This window comes from Photobacterium carnosum (genome assembly GCF_021236965.1).
Lineage (GTDB): Bacteria > Pseudomonadota > Gammaproteobacteria > Enterobacterales > Vibrionaceae > Photobacterium > Photobacterium carnosum.
The window spans coordinates 1-19,271 of sequence record NZ_WMDN01000031.1 but is presented as its reverse complement, the minus strand read 5'-3'; the positions used below and the strand labels follow the sequence as shown (position 1 = coordinate 19,271).

Genomic DNA, 19,271 nt, shown 5'->3' with positions numbered 1-19,271 from the left:
TTATTTATGGCTCACCAATTTCAGTTTCAATGTGTATTACCTAATGGCATTCATGCGCGTCCAGCCAACCATTTAGAACAACAGTGCCGTCAGTTTGAGTGTCAAATTAGCTTAACCAATCACCGCACTAATAATTCAGGTGATGCGAAAAGTGTTTTGGCATTAGTGGGTACAGATACGCTATTCAATGATAACTGCACATTAAACTTTGAAGGCGCAGACAGTGAACAAGCCTGTCAGGCACTTCAAACTTACATTGAACAACAATTTCCACATTGTGATGAAGCATTAGAAACGTTATCAAATGATAGCGAGATCGTGTTACCGCAATCATTATTACGTCATCAACCACATTTAATCACCGGTAAGCGTCTTGCTGCGGGTATTGGTCACGGTGTATTAACCGCAATGAGCCAAATTGATCCACAGCAGTTTGCAACAGCAGCCCACGATGACAATGAAGCGCAACGGTTTGAACAAGCACGAGCGCAAGTAAGTACTAACTTAGATTACACCATTGCAAACGGCTCACACCACGAACAAGAAATTACCAGTGCGCATTTAGCGATCATTAACGATTCAAGTTTTATTGATGGTGTCACAACCCTGCTAACCACCCATTCAACGGCTAATGCTATTTTGGCGGTGATGGAAAAACTGTGTCATCAACTTGAACAGTCAGCAAGCAGTTACTTACGTGAACGCGTACTGGATATCAAAGATGTATCAATCCAGTTATTAACGGCGGCTTACCCTACTGTATTAGATACTCAAACCGCATTTTCGCTACAACAGCCAAGTATTATTATCGCAAACGATTTAACCCCAAGTCAGTTTTTAGGGCTGGATAAAGCGTTATTGCAAGGTTTAGTATTAACTCATGCAGGTAGCACTTCACATACGGTAATTTTGGCACGCGCATTTAATATTCCCACCCTCTCAGGTATTGAAATCAAAGAGTGTGCAGCGGCCTTAGATCATCATGTTTACCTTGATGCTCAATTAGGCGTACTGGCTATCAAGCCTAGCATCGAAGTAAGTGGCTACTTCAACCGTGCTATCACATTAGCTAACACTCTTAAACAACAACAAAGTTTATATGCTCACCAGCAAGCAACCACCAAAGATGGTCACACTATCGAAGTGGCTGCCAATATTGCTTGTTCAGTTGAAGCAGATAACGCATTTGCACAAGGGGCTGAAGGTATTGGTTTGTTCCGTACTGAAATGCTGTTTATGGATCGTCAACAAGCACCCGATGAAGAAGAGCAGTTTAATCATTACTGTGAAGTACTCACAGCAGCCAATGGTAAACCGGTGATCATTCGTACCATGGATATTGGTGGTGATAAGCCGATTGATTACCTTGCCCTACCCCATGAAAATAACCCGTTCCTAGGTTACCGCGCAGTCCGTATTTATCCGCAATTCTTAGCACTGTTCCATACCCAACTAACCGCGATTTTACGTGCCTCGGTACATGGCAAAGCCAAAATCATGATCCCAATGATTCAAAGCATTGAAGAAATCCGTTGGGTTAAGCAACAACTAGAAATTGTTAAACAGCAACTGACTGAGCAAAACATTGCTTTTGATGCTGATCTGCAATTGGGCATCATGGTTGAAATCCCATCAGTGGCATTTATTGTTGATTTGTTCTGTAAAGAAGTCGATTTCTTCAGTATTGGCTCAAACGATATGACCCAGTATTTATTAGCGGTTGATCGTGATAATGCCAGCGTATCAAAACTGTATAACAGCTTAGCTCCTGCGTTCCTTCGCTTATTAAAGCAAGTGGTTACTACCGCGCATGCTCACGGTAAATGGGTAGGCTTATGTGGTGAACTTGGCGCAGACAGTAAAGTATTACCATTATTAGTTGGTGCTGGTTTAAATGAAATCAGCATGAGTGCACCAAAAATTGCTGCCACCAAAGCACAGCTAACTGAGATTAACTTTGCAGATAGCCAAACGTTATTTGCAGAAGCATGTGAGTGCGCCACCATTGAAGAGGTTGAAGCACTACTTGAACAACGTCATGCTCAAGCACAAGTTAAACCCATCTTGGTTCAGCAATGTGTATTTAAAGCCGCCGATTTTGCTAACAAAGAAGAAGTGATCCAAGCATTGGTCGGCAACTTAGGTATTCAAGGCCGTACTGATGATGTGTATAAACTTGAAGAAGATGTTTGGGCACGTGAAGCGGTATTCTCTACCGGTTTAGGGCATGGATTTGCAATTCCACATACTAAGTCTGAGCATATTCGTCATTCTAGTATCAGTATTGCGCATCTCGATAAACCGATTGATTGGATGTCAGATTCTGGTGAGGTTGATTTCGTTATCATGCTAACCCTAAATAAAGACCAAGGCGATCAACACATGCGTATCTTTGCAGGCCTAGCCCGTAAACTTATCCATGAGAGTTTCCGCGATAGCTTACGCCAAGCTGAATCGCCAGAGGCTATCATTGCCATTATTTCCGAACAAATTGGTTTATAATTCCGACTTCAGATTATCAATATAAAGCTCCTCTCTTGAGGGGCTTTGTCATTTTAAAACACGACCAAATTATCAATTCCCCTCCCCTTTCCGGCTTAACGTCTAAAAATGACCCAGATCTCATTTAAAAATAGAAAGCGTTTATTGGTTATTTTATAGCAGCTTTTAGCTAGTCCATTAACTAAAAATCATCAATTATTATCATTAATAAATAGTTAGCATTTCATTTAATTACTCCCGCTTCTTAAACATAAGGAAAGAGTAATGCCAACAGGTTATTGGACAATTGATGCTTTTATTATTGCCAATATCATCCTCTGGATCACTGTCACTGGTGTTTTTATTTATCAACAGTCTTCCGATGGTGGATCATTGGTTAACCCATCAAATAGTACCCATTCAAGGAGTAGAAAATGAACCCTAAAACGCTTGGATATACCACGATGATTGTTTCTGCCACACTGATGGGCTGTGTTGGCTTATTTTCTCGAAATATTAATACCAGTGGGGATGTTATTGCATTTACTCGTATGATCGTTGGTGCAGTCTGTATTTTTGCTATTATGATCTACCAAGGTAAAGCGCAACAACTAAAAAGCATCAAACTCACCCCCGCAGTAATCACCAGTGGCGTGTGCTTAGGATTATGTTTAGCCGCTTATGTCTCCGCGACCCAATATACAACCTTAGCCAATGCAGTATTTTTAATTTATACCGGCCCTGTTTTCTCTACTATTTTAGCGGCTATTTTCTTAAAAGAGAAAATTTCAGCCCTTACAGCATCGATGTTAACCGCCGTATTTATTGGCTGTTTATTTATTATCGGCATTATTAGTTATACCCCTCAAACTGGGTTAACTTTATCGTTGTCGTTTTCTAAAGAAAATATGGTCGGTGATATTCTAGGATTAATATCAGGTATTGGTTATGGCTTGTATTTATTCTTTAGTCGTTACCGTACCGATATTGGTTCAGACTCTCGTTCATTATTTAACTTTTCATTTGGTGCGATTGCGATTGCGATCTGCTTTGTTATTAATCCTCCATCACTCGCAACAATGGATGGCACCTCATGGTTATGGCTAATTTCAATGGGGTTCTTTATTGGTTTTGGCGCATTGTCATTATTAACCATTGCCGCTAAACATTTAAAAGCCGCTGAACTGGCGTGTATTTCTTATTTAGAGACTGTTGTCGGTGCAGGGCTGGGGATTCTTGTCTTTAGTGAATCATTAACAGTTTTACAAGCCATTGGTGGCGTATTGGTTATTGGGGGTGGTATGGGAGAGATCGTGATTAATATCATCAAGAAACGGGCATTGTCTCATAATCCGCAATCTCACAAACCATTACCACTATCATAAGGTGACACTATGAATACCTCACTCAACTGGGGCTTACTATTAGTGACCGTGACTATTATGGTCGGTTTAGCCCTTTACAGTAATAAAGTGATGCACAGTAGCAAGGGTGAGGGTGGTTTTTTATTGGCCGCTAATTGTTTAGGCCCTTTTGTGGGGGCATCTACTATCGTTGCAACGGCGTTTTCTGGCTGGGGATTTATGGGATCGCCTGGGGTTGCGTATAAATATGGTGTAATTGAATTATTAGGTAATTTTTTCTTTGCGCCAGCGATGATTTTAGCGGTCCTTTTTTGTGCGCGGTTTCTACACCAAAAAGCCCAAACAATGGGGACATTAACGATTGCTGAATATATTGCCGTCAGCCATGACGGTCCACAAAGTGTAAAACGTATTACCCAAGCATTCTGTGCCATTATAACCATTGTGCTATTACTGATTTTTCTCGTCGGTCAAATTAAAGCATTAGGGTTATTAGCCGGACAATGGCTGGGTATCAGCCAAACAACCGCCTCGTTTATTATGGTCGCGATTATTATTCTCTACACCTCTATTGGGGGACTTGCCGCCGTCGCGTTTACGGATACCTTTATGGTGTTAGGTATGTGTTTATCCGCCATTATTATTATGGTGACTATTTTTACAGATCTTCCTCCGCAACAATTAATAGAACAACTTAATAGCATCGACACAAACTTGTTAGATCCACAAGATTCAGGGCCTTATGGTGACAGTCGTTGGCATGTTTTAATGGTACTGCCCTATGCGTTTATTTACAGTGCAACCCTACCTTATATGTCCGTACGTTTTATGGCATTTGCTAACACCACTAAATTGCATCATGTTGCGGCTTACATGATGCCAATGGCATGTTTATTAAGCCTTGTTCCTATTGTAGGCTGTTATATTCGTGTAAAAGTCCCCACCCTTACCAACCCTGACGATGCCATGCCAGTCTTTCTGACCCAATTTCTCTCACCTTATTTATCTGCAATTGTGACCCTGTTTATTTTATTTGCGATGAAATCAACGGCCAACTCGGTTCTTCATGCCATTGCAGGTGCCGTATCTCATGATTTACGCCAAGCATTGTGGCCACATTCCTCCCTGACAGCGAAGCAACTATTACTGCTTAATCGTAGTGCCGTGTTTGGCCTTGGAGGGTTAGGGTTTATTATCATGCTGTTTGCTCCACCTTTTATGCTGTCAATGTTGGCTATTTTAGGGTCTGGTACTTTAATGGCAGCATTGGTCGCCCCAACGTTATTAGCCCATTGGTTTCCTGGTAATATTTATGCGGCGCTCAGTGCATTAGTAATTGGCTTTTTTAGTGGGTGCTTATTGTTTGTTGAGTTTCATTTAGGCTGGGTTGAGGCTCCACTTTATGCTTCACTATTGGCATGTTGTAGTTATGCGTTAGTGGCAAAATGTTGCCAATATCAGTTAATTGCAGACTATCTACGTTAATCATAACAAGAGAATAATTTCACCGTTATTCTCTTATTATTTATACAACCACATTGGTTTGCCACTGATGAAATTGTTTTTGTAATTGGCCTTGTATCGATTGTGAGTTATCAATATTTTCCCGTAGCGACAAATGATTGGCTCGATAATGCCGAGGCGTTACGTGCAATAACGTTTTAAATTTTTCATTAAAGTTGGATAACGATGAAAAACCCACTTCGGCCCCAATATAAGCAATCGTCCAATCTGTTGACACCAAATATCTTGCCGCTTGTTTCACCCGCTGTTCAATTAAATATTGTCGAAATGTCACCCCTAAATGAGTATGGAAAAAACGTGAGAACGTACTTTCAGCCATATGCAATTGTTGAGCAACAATCGTCACAGTTAACGGTTCTGCAAGATTTGTCGTAATGTACTGCAATACAAGATCAACCCTATTTTCGGTTCTTTTAGTGGTAGCAAAAGCAAGTTGGTGAGTTTCTAATATTTGCTGAGGTTTGGTTTTTGTTAATTGATCAAGTAACATCAATATATTAAGCAGTTGCTTAAAATCAAAAGTGTTCTCGATGTTATCCATAATTTCAAATAATGATTCTAGCTCCTCACTTTCAAACAACAAGCCTTGTTTAGCATGATCTAACATGTTTTTTATATTATTAAACTGAATACTATCAATAAACGTTTGCCCCAATGCATTTAAACGAAAATGCAATGCATCCCCCACTGTTATTTTATTATTAACTGCCTCAACACTAATTTTAAAAGGGTTAAAAGGCGCTAATAAAACTAATTGCCCAACAGCTAAGGGAATTTGAGTGGATGATAAATGTAATATGCAGCCATTTTTTTTAGGGCGAATCAATATATAATCAGCGCCAAAAATAAAATTCTTATTATCAATCAGTGGTTGTAAATCAAACATCAAAAATTTAGGCGTATTTGCTACTATCTTTTGATACATAACCAGCTCTCCTTTACTCTGCCTATTATTACAACTTTATGCCACAGAACTAGATGCTTTAATTAAAAATGAGCAGTTATTTACTGACCCAATAAATTCTTTTTTCAAATATGTGATATTCCATCAAGCTTTTTAAGCAATAACTGAAATTAGCATATTAATTGTGCCATAAAAATCGGAATTACTGATTGTTCTTTATTATTCATAGCCCAAAGTTGTAATAACCACTATAAATACCATTCTCAGCATATAATCGACATTTATCAGCAGAACTTCGCTATAAAATGAATTTTAAAGGCGCATTATAAAGTCATTGAAGAGCACAACACATGGCCTTCAACAGCGAGAGGCAGCGACATAACACATTGTTAAATAACAATAATAAATGTCTGTTATAGATCATTTAACGAACAATGTGTCAATAAACACTGTTTCAATACAACTATTCGTTCTCATGGAGAATTTGCAATGAGTATTTCTAACGACTTTTATCCAAATGCTTCTTTACCTCTTGAGCGTAAAGAATCTGGTGTACCTTATGTTAGACCGGGCCTACATGTTGAATCTTATAACGATTTCGATCCTCTTCGCCATGTGATTGTTGGTATTGCAGATAACCAACATATTCCAGAAGCTTGTCCTGCAAGTAATGAAAAAATTCCGGCCAACTCACCAATGCGTGGAAGCAAAGCGGGACGTCGTACTCAAGAATCCATTGATCGTGCAAATGAGTGTTTAAATGGCTTTGCTCAGATCCTTGAAAATCGCGGTATTATCGTTGATCGTCCAGGAGCTGTTGACTGGCATAATAGTATCAATACCCCTGATTTTTCGATTAGCTCTGGCTTTGGCTGTATGCCTCCTCGTGACTGCTTGCTTACCATGGGTAAAAGCATCTTAATGGCACCAATGAGCTTCCGTAGCCGCTATTTTGAATATTTGGCATACACTGATCTTCTTCGTGAGTATTTTGAATCAGATCAGCAGTGCATGATCGAGCAAGCACCACGCCCTCGCTTATCTGACGATAGTTTCCGTATGGATTATGTTGCTGCCTATGAATATTTATCTGATGAAGAAACAATGGCGCGTTCATTAAATAAAGAATACAGCACCAGAGAAACAGATATTCTCTTTGATGCCGCAGATGTAATGCGTTTAGGTAAAGATATCTTTGTCCAACATGGCCTTACAACTAACTTAGCGGGTATTCACTGGATCAAGCGTAAATATGAGCCAATGGGATATCGTATTCACACGTTAAGCTTTGCTGATAACCATCCAATTCATATTGACGCAACATTCTGTCCTTTACGTCCAGGCTTAATGTTACTTAACCCACACCGTCCGTTATTTGCCGGTCAACGTGAAATTTTTGAAAAGAATGATTGGCAGATTGTTGAAGCCGTTAAACCTTCATGGGATAACCCTCCAGCACTTTGTTATTCAAGCACATGGCTATCAATGAATACTTTAATCATTGATCATAAAACAGTCTGTGTTGAAGCCAGTGAAAAAGCACAAATGGAGCAATTTGATAAACTAGGCTTTAATGTGATTCCAGTTGATTTACGTGATGCTTATGCATTTGGTGGTGGTCTACACTGCGCAACAGCTGATGTGTGGCGTGAAGGTAAGTGTGAAGATTATTTCCCTAATCAATTTAGTGGTTCACATAATGTTTCACACTGGGAATATTAAATAATCATTTAATCTCTATAGCCCCTTAATAATTATATTTTATTAAGGGGCTTAATTATTTAAGCAATTTTTATAATGTTCCACCTAATGAAAGATAGAATGAGCTTTTCCCTGTCGATGTTTGACCATAACTCAAATAAACAGGACCTAAAATAGAATCTACAGCAACATACACACTGCCAGCGGTAATTGCACTGTCCCAACTTATCGCAGAGGTACGATCCCACACACCGCCTTTTTCAAGCGATCCACCGATATATATCGGTAATTTAATTGCCCCAAAGTTATTATCAATAACTCGATAACGATAAACTAAGCTCGTTAAAGCACTATAACGGCCATTTAATTCATAACGATGGTAACCAGATAAATTAAACAACCCACCAAGATCTTGCGCATAAATCGGTAATAAATTATCAGCATCTGAGCCTGCCGTTTTCATTGAAAATACGACGGTATGTTTATCATATGTAAACGGTTTTATTATCGATAAATTATAATAGACAGTCTCACCTGCTTCAGATTCACCAAAATCAGGCCGACGTACAGTATTACTGTATCCTATTTCACTATTAAAATAAGAACCATAAGATGGAAAGAAAAAGCTGTCTAAATCATCATAAGTAAGATCTAAATATGGCCCATATAAATTATAATTTTCTTTACGATCAAGAGCTGATACGGTAATACTTCCAGTTTGACCTTTATAACCTAAAGTGAACGCTGCCCATGGTTTAATATTCCAACCCATTTTTACATAAGCATTTGTTTGATTATATTTAGCATCAATATTTTTTAATTCTTCATCTGCATTATAATAAGTAAAATCATCAAATTGACGAATTTCATTACTCGTTTCAGCACCAAATGCAGTAAAAAAATGTTGTTGATAATCTATAGGAAAATAAAATTCAGTGGTGATATTTTTCCAACTACCCAATTTCCATTCCAACAACCACTCACCGCCTTTATCAGTAAGATCGGTATAAACATATTGTGCGCCAAAAGAAAAATCAGAACGACTTTCAAAATCATCTTCAAATGCAAGGGTGAAATTTAAATATCCAGGCCCCCACGATTTTTCATTAATATCCATAACAAGAATGTTTTTATTATTTTTTTGTTTTATTGAATAATTAATTCGACCATAAATATCTTCACTTTGTAATCGTTTTACTGCCTGTTCTAGTTCATTATTAGAAATTATTTTTCCTGTTTTTAATTCTAATTGAGCTAATAACGTTTTATCTGGTAAATTTGTATTATTGATAATTTCAATATCATCAATAAAATAAGAATCATGTGCGGATAACCGTGATCGTCGAATATTTTTCTGTTTATTATATTCAGCATATTCTGATAGTGATAACTGATAACGTAATAAACGAGGCAATGATGCAAGTGCTATTTTTCGACCCGCTTGATAAGCTTGTTCAAGTTTATCGAAATCAGCTGCGGTCATGAAAGAGACATTAGGTTGTAAATAAATATCACTCGATTTCATTAAACTTTTTTGAAAATCTGCACTGGCATTAGTCATGAATGTCGTTAACTGTGAAACAATATTTAATGCACTGTCTAAATCTTTTTTCGGCATTAGACTATCACGCAGATCCACTGCAATAATAACATCCGCACCAAGTTGCTTCGCAACATCAACCGGCATGTTATTAACGACCCCACCATCAACAAGTAATTTATTATCTAAATGAACGGGTTTTAATGCCCCAGGGACGGTCATTGAAGCTTGCATTGCCGTAGCTAAATGGCCAGAACTTATAACAACTAGCGTAACTTTAGTAATGTCAGTTGCAACACTACGATAAGGAATAGCCAGCCGATCAAAGGTTTTTAATGCGGGTAAATTAGCAGTCAGTTTACGTAAAATAACAGCTAGACCTTGTCCTTGAAAGGCACCAGGACGAGATTTAAACTCACCATTAATATCTAAACCTAAATCAGTATGTAATTGATAAGTATCATTTTGTTTTTTTCTACGTAACGATAAATCATTACGACTCGCGCGATCTATATAACCCGTATTCCAATTAATATTAAAAGTACGCTGTTTTACTTCTTGTGCCGAAAGCCCCATGGCATACATACCACCAACATAAGCGCCCATACTCGTGCCTGTCACAATATCAACAGGAATACGGTTTTCTTCTAAAACTTCAAGGACACCAATATGTGCTGCACCTTTAGCTCCTCCACCACTAAGAACTAAACCAATTTTGGGGCGATCAATAATCGGACGATCTGCTTTAGCGGCATAGACATTAACAGTGGGTGTACTAATAACAATACAAAATAAAACCCTGCTAAAATTCTTGTTACTAAACAACATCGTTTAACTCCGCTAGCAATAATACCAAATATCACACGATACACGGTAAAGATTATACGTTAACTCTTTGATGTGTATTAAAACAAAAAGAGCGTAGATAAACACGCTCTTTCTCTATTCTGCAGCCGCTATTGCTATTTAAATGCCTTTAGCTACATCATCTAATGTGGTTAATACTTGATCGGTTATATGACCTTCATGAACTAATTTACACACTTTTCGGCGTACAGCTAAACCTGAAATTAAACGTTCAATCGATAAATGGCGTTCATCTTGACGGCTATTGTATAACTCAACCGTTTTGCTAAGCGTTTCATAACTAACACGCTCACCAGCGACATGGAGCCAATCAAGCTTCTCTAAATAGCCCTGACACTCTTCTGTAATTGTTGATATAGGATGACCAGTCATTGCTGATAACGCGGTAATACTGCGTTGTAGTGCTTCTGAAGAGGTATATTTAGATAAAACAATAGTAAGTTCATCTGCATTAATTTCAACTAGATGCTTACGCAATTTAATTCGACGACCTAAACGTCCTCGAGGACGAGGTTCTTTACGCTGGATCGGTTCAAATTCACCATCAATAATTGCCGATAATTGATCCAATGCTTGTTTAGGCATGATCTCATTACGCAATGGATTTGGCATGGTGGGTGCCATATTGCGTTTGCCTTCATTAGTTGTTTTTGCTCGAGAATAACGAATAACTTCTTCCGCATCCGATTTAATATCAATTCGATAGTCGGTATAACGCTTATCAATATCGTCAGCAGAAATTGTTAAATGATAGCCCCATAAATTAACCGCAAACAAGGCTTCAGTCACTTTACCTTCAGCCAATTTTTTTAATTCACGAATAATATCAGAAGAAAAACGACGCCATTCAATATTCCTAGCAAGCTTTTGATTTAGCTCACTTAAAAGCATTGAATCAACAACACGCCGAGACATCCTACTTCTAAAAAATGTGTATAACTGAAACACTAAAGTATGTTGACGTAAAATCTCTGGCGGGAATAAGAAAAAATAATCACGGGTTAACAATTCATCAAAAAAAGACGGTTCCCAGACTAAAATATACAAGTTTGGCTTGATACGAATTTCACCATCGTCACCTTCTTGAGGCGCTTCTTCTGATGCTGTGATCGTACGTGCTATGAATCGAAATCGATCACTTTTAAAACCTTCCGGCATATTGTCACTAAGCCAACGACCCGTTAACTCATGCAATTGAAAATCAGTAAATTCGATACGATCAATACTTTCACGAATAGAATCGCGTGCAGGGCCACTGTCTTTTTTGCCTCGTAAAGCCAAAATATCCGTGATATAGACAGGGGTTTTATTTGCCATTGAGCGGAGTTGGATCTCATAATCCGCAAGATGGTGATCGTGGTATTGTACCGTTAACGTAAATAACGCAAATAGCGTCATAAGATCATCAACGGTCATGATCGATTTTGAAGATCGTGTTTCAATGATCGCTTTAGTGCCACTGATCGCAACCATGGCTTTTTGATAACTTTTCTTTGTACGTGGTGGTGCTAAAGCTTGATCGATAATACCGGCCCAACTTGTTGGCGATACTACAATTTGATCAGCTTCATCTGGCATTGACGGTGGAGTACCTAAACCATATTCGGTCAATAAACGACGATTAACATGATTCTGAGCTAATGCTTTGGAACGCTTCTGTTTTTCACGTTGCCTAAATTGATCTGATAGTAAACTACCTGTACCAAGTTGGGAAATCAGTAATGCTGGATTAATAAAACGATGTAACATGGTTTTACCAGCAAGACCTTCCTCGAATCGTACCGGTTGTTGATTAAATAAACCAACACTAACCGCGGCTCGTAAACGTTGTTGAATAGCCGCTCGTGTTAACTGTCCTTCTGTCGCTTCAATAAGCTCCGTTGTTGAAACCATACCATCTTGGCTTGATAAGCCACGTAATGAAATAATATTCAATAACTCAATAATACTTTTGGTCACGCCTTTAAAATGTTGGTACTGAGGTAGCCAGTCAACTAAATTTGTTGGGATCACAAATAAATGACCATCTTTGTGTGATCTTGGCGCTTCGATCAATATCTTATCAATCGGATTCTTTTTCGTATTTCGAGCGGAATTCATTTGTCATTGGCCGTAGAAGCATCATCTTTCCGTAAAGGTTAATAGAAAAAGATCAAGAAAGAAAGTTTTTTATTTAAAGATTTTAAAACTGATCTTTATGATTAAAACTGATCTAATTGATATTATGATCTAATGATCAGGTTAAATAATTCGCTTTAACACATTGTTTATTATGGTTATTATTTTTGTCTTTATTGGAACGATGATCAAAGAAAACCCAGAAACATGATCATACTAAGAGTGAAAGCATGATCATCATAACGTTGGAACGATGATCATTGTCAGCATGAAAACATGATCATAATAAAGTTGAAAGCATGATCATCATTGATTATCAGCTTTTCCACAAAGTTATCCACAGCGAGAAGAAAATACAGCTTATTTTTATCGTAGAGAGTCACTTTCTATGTTGTGGGTGTCGTTTTTACACTGGAAAGATGATCATGTTAGTGTGTTTTCAACTTTTAAAGGGATATTTAACATTGCTATCATCTTTTCGTTGGATTTTTTTAGTTGAATTGACACGTAATTGAAATGACAGTTAATGGAAAAAGAGAGTGTTTTTCTATGTCTCTGTTATTGGATCAATGATCATCATGTTTTTTATGTATTTCAATCTTTGAAATTAATAAAATTAAGCCTCAATTATATTAATTATAAGTTAAGGTAATTGCGTCGCAACCCTTGTTGAATCAGCGTTAACCGTAGTTTATATGCTATTTTACATGCTTCCGTCATGCAGAAGATAGAATTTTTATTATCGTGACCCGTCTTGATCATTTTTCCGCAGCTAAGAGAATAGAAATAGACTGTTTACAGCACTATTTCTATCATTATTAACGCTTGATCATCGTTTCATACTGAGCGTTATTGTAATGGAACAATGATCAAGTAGAGGGGCATTGTTTAGCTGTTGTCATATTGGATTTCAGCTTGTTTTTGGCTATTTTCTTCTTTTCCTTTGTGTTTATTGATATTTGCTAATGAAATTGAGTGATTTCATTAGCAAATACCATAAAATGGGTAAAGAGAACTCTTTTTTATTGGAATGACATTATCCGTAAACTATCTCTCTTTTTTCATTGTTCCGTTAATAATCATGATAAGTTTGATTTACAATGTAAACTTGTGACGCTGTAACATTTTTATGAAATGGTTTTAATTGGAGTAATTAGCCTGGATAATAAAGGAGATTTAAGTCTATAAATGGTGTTTTTTTTCGCTTTTTGCTTGAAAGTATGTTTTTAGTTGAGATTAGCATCACATGTTTTTGTTCAGCTTTTTATTGTTTACGGCATGATTTATTGTACAATAGAGACAGTCTATTATCATGGCATAGAGTACTAATGAATAGGGAACAGACGATACAAAATTTGCTCAATATTGCAGAGCAGACTAAACAAGTACAAGCTGATCGTATTGAAATTGTGTTAGAAGAACGCCGTGATGAGGTTTTTCCGCCAATGTCAAAAGCATTGATGGAGACACGCTCAGGTTTGACTCGTCGAAAATTAGATGATGCAATTTCACGTATGGAAGCAACTGGGCATCAATTTACTAAAAATAAAGCCAACCATTACTCAATAACCCTTGATGAGGCGCATCAATTGATGGCGTCAGCCAAAAAGCCGGCTTTTTATCAACGTGAAGGCGCTGGACGTAAACCTTGGGTTGTGAACGTCCAGAATCAGAAAGGTGGTACTGGAAAATCAATGACAGCGGTACATATCGCTGCTTGTTTAGCTTTAGATTTAGATAAACGTTACCGAATTTGTCTTATTGACCTTGATCCTCAAGGATCGTTACGTTTATTCCTTAATCCATTGATTAGTATAGGTAAACAAGAAACTATTTATTCAGCTGTAGATGTAATGTTAGATAATGTGCCTGAAGGTGTATTAACTGATAAGCACTTTGTGATGGATAATGTAGTAATGCCAACTCAATATCCTAATCTTAAAACAATTGCAGCTTTCCCTGAAGATGCGATGTTTAATGCCGATGCATGGCAAGATTTGGCTGTAAATCAAGACCTTGATATTGTACGTTTGCTTAAAGAAAAAGTGATTGATCCAATTGCTGAAGAGTTCGATATCATCATGATTGACACGGGTCCTCATATTGATCCATTAGTTTGGAATGCGATGTATGCATCTAATGCGTTGATTATTCCTTGTGCTGCTAAACGTTTAGACTGGGCATCAACCGTTAACTTCTTTCAGCATTTACCCACTGTTTATGAGATGTTTCCAGAAGACTGGCACGGATTAGAGTTCATTCGTCTGATGCCAACGATGTTTGAAGACGATAATAAAAAACAAGTTTCTGTATTAACAGAGATGAATTATTTGTTACGTGAGCAAGTAATGATGGCGACAGTACCACGAAGCCGTGCTTTTGAGACGTGTGCAGATACTTATAGTACTGTTTTTGACCTTACTGCGGCTGAGTTTGAGGGTGGTAAAAAGACCCTTTCAACGGCTCAAGAGGCTATTCAGCGTGTTGGTCTTGAACTAGAACGTGTAATGCACAGCCACTGGGCAAACTTGAACGAGGAATAATTGACAGATGGCAATTAAAACGACAGATCTTAATGCACGTTTATTTGGTAAAGCAGATAAACGTCGCGCAACTAACGTTACAGAAGCCCAAACAGCCGCTCGCGATAAAGCGGCTGTGATTGAATTAGCCGTTGCAGGCGAAGAGACTGTTGCGTTTGAATTAGTAAAAGTAAACGCAGATGATATTGGCACTCAAACCATCGTTTTTGCTGAAAATGCGCGTGAACAAGCGTTTTTAAATGAACATGCTCTAGCTGATATTTTAGTTACATTAAAAGATCGTGGTCAACAATATCCAGCAGTAGGCCGTTGGCTTGATGATGGGCGTATTGAAGTATTAGACGGTAGTCGCCGTCGTATGTCTTGTATTCTTGCTCATAAAGATTTTTTGATTTATGTTGCTAAAGGCATTAATACGGAACATGCAAAATTCTTGTCTGATGTTGCGAATGCGCATAAACCATTATCTTTATTTGAACGTGGTAAAGAAATGCAATCGTTGTTAGATACTGGCAAAGTTGCTGATCAAAAAGAGTTGGCTAAGTATTTACAATGTAGTGAAGCTTTAGTGAGTGGTGCATTAAAAGCCGCTTGTTTACCCATGGAATTATTGATGGCTTACCCTAGTGTTGGCGAACTTGGCCGTCCGACTATTGTGAAACTTCATCGTATTTTCTTTGGTTTAAATCAAGAGCAACAGCAACACATGATTGCTGATTTGAGCGGTGATAACGCATCATTATGGAAGACGATTAACGCACAAGGCATTAGTCGTATTACGCGTGAAGTAACGGGTAAATTAGAGCAATTAGGCGAGCAATTACATCCCAAGATAGTCATTGAGAAGCCAACATCGCAAGATTTAATCAAGGGCAAAGTCTCTTATATGCGCGATGGTGATAAGTTACAGCTTAAATTGAAAAAGATGAGTGATCGTCAAATCAATGATGTACTGGCTTATTTAAATGATTATCTAAAGTAACGTTTATTTTCGTTAATAAAAACCACGTTCTTATACGTGGTTTTTTTATGCCTGTTGTGGCTGTGTTATGATCGGTAGGTCATTTATTTATGGATCTATTTATGTCGGCGCAGTTAGATATTTTCTTCGCTCAACTTCAGCAACAGTTATCACACCATTTTTGTCGTCAATTAATTGTCTTAGAAGGCGATTGCGAATGGGCAACGACAACGGCAACGGTTATTGGTAAGCACTTTTCACAACGATTATGGGCTGGGGATAATGCACCAATGTCATTTGTGTCTTCATCTCTTAAACAGTCAAAGCAATGGCTTGGGCAAGAGTTTGATATGGTGGTTATCAATGCATTACAAGGATTAAGTGCGAACACACTAGGTGCGCTTTCTGGCACCGTTAAAGGTGGCGGTATTCTTGTTATTATTGCGCCACCGGCATGGCGATTCCCTAATATTAGCTCTCCTTTTTATCACCGTTTAGGTCGTTTGTTTTTAGATCCGAATGTGATGCTTATTCAGCAGTCACAGCCTGTCGAGTTATTATCTTTAGCTGCAATACCGGACTACTTTTCTACGGCTCAAATATTTACGGATGTTAACCTTCAACGGGGATGTTTAACTGCTGGTCAAGCGGATGCTGTGGATGCCATTATTAAAGTAGCTACCGGCCATAGTAAGCGTCCATTAGTGTTGTCTGCTGATCGTGGTCGAGGTAAATCGGCGGCGCTTGGTATTGCTGCTGCCGAATTATTACAAACGCGAACAATCAGAATCGCGGTTACGGCTCCGTCTTTTGCTTGTGCGGATACAGTGTTTAAACTCGCTAAATTACGCTTAGTAACCGCGGAGCAACCACAACGACATCAATTATATTATGGTGCTAGTCAGTTGGAATTTGTGGCTGCTGACGAGATAGTTAACCGCGCATCAGAATTTGATTTTATTATGGTAGACGAAGCTGCGGCTATTCCTGCTCCGATCTTAATGGCGTTACTCGCTCATCATAATCGATTAATTTTCGCGACCACTATTCATGGTTATGAAGGTACTGGGCGTGGATTTGAAATTAAATTTAAACAACAATTAACGGCTAAAATGCCACAATGGCGCAGTTATCATTTAGAACAACCTATTCGATGGGCAACAGGGGATCCGCTTGAAGCTTGGACTTTTAAAGCGTTGCTATTATCTGCACAAGCTCCAAATTGTGTTGGGATTGATGTTGTTTCTGACGCTGATGCTATTCACTATTCTGTGTTACCCACTTCTGAATTGGCTGCTAATGAACGCTTGCTGAGTCAATTGTTTGGTTTATTGATTAATGCCCATTACCAAACCTCACCGAATGATATTCAACAATTGTTGGATGACCCTGAGTTATCACTGATTGTTGCTTTACAAGCTAAGACAATTATTGGTTGTTGTGTTGTGTCAAAAGAAGGCGGATTTGATGCCGAGCTTGCTCAATTAGTGATGCAAGGTAAACGTCGTCCGCAAGGGCATTTATTGGCTCAATCTTTAGCGGCTCATCTAGGTTATGCGATTGCGGCTCAGCAGCGTTGCTATCGTATATTACGTATTGCTGTCGCTGATAGTTTTCAGCAGCACGGTATTGGTACAAAATTGGTGGATGCTGTTTTACAACAAGCACAGAATGAAAAGATTGACTATATAGGGACAAGTTTTGGCGCGGCCAATGAGCTTGTTGATTTTTGGTCTCATTGTTCATTACGGCCGTTACGGTTAGGGATCACTAAAGATGCTGCCAGTGGTCTCCATTCATTATTGTTTGTTAAACCATTATCGAGCGCTGCGTTATTATGGTTTGATGATGCGGTAACCTTGTTCAGTGCCTCTTTTATTTGCCAGCGAGTTGAGCAATTTAGTCAGCTTGATAGCCAATTATTTTTTAAATTATATTCTCAAAATGTTCAACAGCCATTGAATTATGGCTTATCACTGACACAGATTGACCATCAGCTACAAATCTTTATTCAGGGCGGACTTGGTTATGATGTTGTAGTCGCAAGTCTTGAAAGTTGGCTCTCTCAGTATTTATTGCAAGATGATTGTACTTGGAATGATGATGTTGGTTTTGTGGTAGCTAAGATTTTGCAAAAACAATCGTGGTCAGTGGTGGGGGAGCGGTATCATTTAGCCAGTCGTAAAATTACTCAGCAGCATTTACGTAATATTGTTGCTCGTTATTATTCTTTATCTTCTCAAGTTTATTAGAGGTTTTTCATTATGCAGATTCAAGTTGATACTCATACACACACATTATCAAGTGGCCATGCTTACAGTACAATTATTGAAAATGCCCAAGCGGCTGCGGCAAAGGGATTAAAAATGTTTTGTAATACTGACCATGCTTCTTTAATGCCGGGTGCTCCGCATTTTTGGTACTTCGCGAATCAACGTGTATTACCTCGATTTCTTGAAGGCGTTGCTGTTTTACGTGGTGTTGAAGCAAATATCATTAATACTGCAGGTGAAGTTGATCTTGATAATACGGTTTTAGCGAAATTAGATTGGGTGATAGCGAGTTTGCATGAGCCCGTTTTTAAACCAATGACGAGAAGTGATCATACTGAAGCATTGATTAATGCTATACAGTCAGGAGTGGTTGATGCGATTGGTCATCCTGGTAACCCTAATTATGATTTCGATTTTGAAACTGTTATTCGTACTGCAGCTAAGAATAATGTTTTAGTTGAAATTAATAACTCATCATTGGGACGTTCTCGTGTTGGTAGTGCGCCTCGATGTGAAGACATTGCGGCTTTAGCAAAAGAACTTGGGGCTCGAATTACGACAGGATCTGACGCCCATTTTGCGGCGGATGTTGGTAACTTTTCTAGCATTAAAACATTGTTAGCGCATGTTGATTTCCCGCAGGAATTAATTGTGACTCAACATCCTGAAACATTATTAGCTTTCTTAACGGAACGTGGAAAATCTGTTGCTGAGCAATATGAAAATCATCAATGGTGATTAGATAATGTTTTGGTTTACAGTGTAAACTGAGACTTGATTATATTTACAGTGTAAATCGATATATTAATTTACACTGTAAATATTATAATTTTAATGTTCTTGATCTCAGCCAACAACTAGCCAACAAGCACAGCCAACAACCACAGCCAATAACCACAGTCAATAACCATAGCTAACCACCATAGCCAATAACCATAGCTAACAACCATAGCTAACAACCATAGCTAACAACCATAGCTAACAACCATAGCTAA

At 38.3% G+C, this 19,271-nt stretch carries 12 protein-coding genes; 9 read left to right on the top strand and 3 right to left on the bottom strand.

The genetic code is table 11. The annotated features are described in order from the left end of the window. The first annotated feature begins 6 nt into the window (after positions 1-6). From ptsP to GLP24_RS18275, 4 genes are all read left to right on the top strand, one after another. Positions 7-2,502, top strand: a complete 2,496-nt coding sequence (ptsP, locus tag GLP24_RS18290) for a phosphoenolpyruvate--protein phosphotransferase (RefSeq protein WP_232616384.1) — start codon at positions 7-9, stop codon at positions 2,500-2,502. A gap of 264 nt (positions 2,503-2,766) precedes the next feature. Then, positions 2,767-2,919 (top strand): hypothetical protein, encoded by a 153-nt coding sequence (locus tag GLP24_RS18285; RefSeq protein ID WP_167388587.1) that lies wholly within the window; start codon positions 2,767-2,769, stop codon positions 2,917-2,919. Further along, positions 2,916-3,866, top strand: coding sequence for a DMT family transporter (locus GLP24_RS18280; RefSeq protein WP_232575395.1), 951 nt, complete (start codon positions 2,916-2,918; stop codon positions 3,864-3,866). Before GLP24_RS18285 ends, GLP24_RS18280 begins: the two co-directional genes overlap by 4 nt. Before the next feature lie 9 nt (positions 3,867-3,875). Further along, positions 3,876-5,330, top strand: a complete 1,455-nt coding sequence (locus GLP24_RS18275) for a sodium:solute symporter family protein (RefSeq protein ID WP_221943005.1) — start codon at positions 3,876-3,878, stop codon at positions 5,328-5,330. Between the two features lie 40 nt (positions 5,331-5,370). Here the strand turns inward: GLP24_RS18275 and GLP24_RS18270 are convergent, their stop codons facing one another. After that, positions 5,371-6,294 carry a helix-turn-helix domain-containing protein gene (locus tag GLP24_RS18270; protein WP_101770239.1) on the bottom strand — a complete coding sequence of 308 codons (924 nt, stop codon included), beginning with the start codon at positions 6,292-6,294 and terminating at the stop codon, positions 5,371-5,373. 468 nt (positions 6,295-6,762) lie between these two features. On the opposite strand from GLP24_RS18270, the gene GLP24_RS18265 reads away from it, so the two are divergent. Next, entirely contained in the window at positions 6,763-7,995 is a 1,233-nt protein-coding gene (locus tag GLP24_RS18265) for a serine/threonine protein kinase (protein WP_232616383.1), read from the top strand. A 70-nt stretch (positions 7,996-8,065) separates the two neighbouring features. Here GLP24_RS18265 and GLP24_RS18260 read toward each other — a convergent pair whose 3' ends face one another. Beyond that, positions 8,066-10,342, bottom strand: a complete 2,277-nt coding sequence (locus GLP24_RS18260; protein ID WP_232616382.1) for a patatin-like phospholipase family protein — start codon at positions 10,340-10,342, stop codon at positions 8,066-8,068. Positions 10,343-10,480: 138 nt separating this feature from the next. Continuing rightward, complete coding sequence (locus GLP24_RS18255) at positions 10,481-12,481, bottom strand: replication initiator protein RctB domain-containing protein (protein ID WP_101770242.1); 2,001 nt, start codon at positions 12,479-12,481, stop codon at positions 10,481-10,483. 1,346 nt (positions 12,482-13,827) lie between these two features. On the opposite strand from GLP24_RS18255, the gene GLP24_RS18250 reads away from it, so the two are divergent. The 4 genes from GLP24_RS18250 to GLP24_RS18235 all read left to right on the top strand — a co-directional run bounded on the left by GLP24_RS18250 (position 13,828) and on the right by GLP24_RS18235 (position 19,014). After that, positions 13,828-15,042 carry an AAA family ATPase gene (locus tag GLP24_RS18250; RefSeq protein ID WP_101770243.1) on the top strand — a complete coding sequence of 405 codons (1,215 nt, stop codon included), beginning with the start codon at positions 13,828-13,830 and terminating at the stop codon, positions 15,040-15,042. 7 nt (positions 15,043-15,049) lie between these two features. After that, on the top strand, positions 15,050-16,024 hold the full coding sequence (locus GLP24_RS18245) for a ParB/RepB/Spo0J family partition protein (RefSeq protein WP_101770244.1): 975 nt from the start codon (positions 15,050-15,052) through the stop codon (positions 16,022-16,024). 101 nt (positions 16,025-16,125) lie between these two features. After that, on the top strand, positions 16,126-18,255 hold the full coding sequence (locus tag GLP24_RS18240) for a tRNA(Met) cytidine acetyltransferase TmcA (protein ID WP_232616381.1): 2,130 nt from the start codon (positions 16,126-16,128) through the stop codon (positions 18,253-18,255). A gap of 12 nt (positions 18,256-18,267) precedes the next feature. After that, positions 18,268-19,014, top strand: a complete 747-nt coding sequence (locus tag GLP24_RS18235) for a phosphatase (protein ID WP_152653161.1) — start codon at positions 18,268-18,270, stop codon at positions 19,012-19,014. The last annotated feature ends 257 nt before the right edge of the window (positions 19,015-19,271 follow it).